1 protein-coding gene is annotated in these 527 nt (G+C 41.0%); it reads right to left on the reverse strand.

The annotated features are described in order from the left end of the window. Positions 1-194: 194 nt before the first annotated feature. A partial coding sequence (locus AC1DTM_RS31250; RefSeq protein ID WP_477001794.1) for an exosporium glycoprotein BclB-related protein occupies positions 195-527 on the reverse strand: 333 nt, incomplete at its 5' end.

Raw genomic sequence — 527 nt, forward strand, 5'->3', positions numbered from 1 at the left:
AGCTGGCACGCTAAGAATACGATTTGTATTCTTATATACAAATTGTAAAATGATAGAACTATATCCTAAAATTATAACCTTGTCTAAATACACCTAATTCCATTAGGTGCTCAAGTACAATTATTTAACAGAAAAGACGCAATCATTAAGATTACGCCTTTCCTTTTTTACAAACTAGTAACATCCTCTTGTACCTAAAGAATATTCACCCCTGCACTTGCATAACCAGTTATAACATCCGTCCCCGTACCTGGAGTTTGAACAGAGAAAACCATTAATAAACGTGTCTCTGGAGTTACTGTAAACCCTATTCCAGTTGTAAGACCACGGGCAAACGCGCCTAAGGTAAGCCCCGTTAGAGTAGGTGCTAGCGTTACAACAGCACCTGGTACCGCTGTGAAGCTATTATTAGGTGTTGGAGATTGGAATAACCGCGCCGTAATGGTTGCAGCTCCTCCTAATGCCACCCCTATCGGCGATACACTAAAAAATGCCGCAATAGAATCAATTGTTCCCGCACGTGGTAC

This window comes from Bacillus sp. P4_D3, assembly GCF_056401855.1.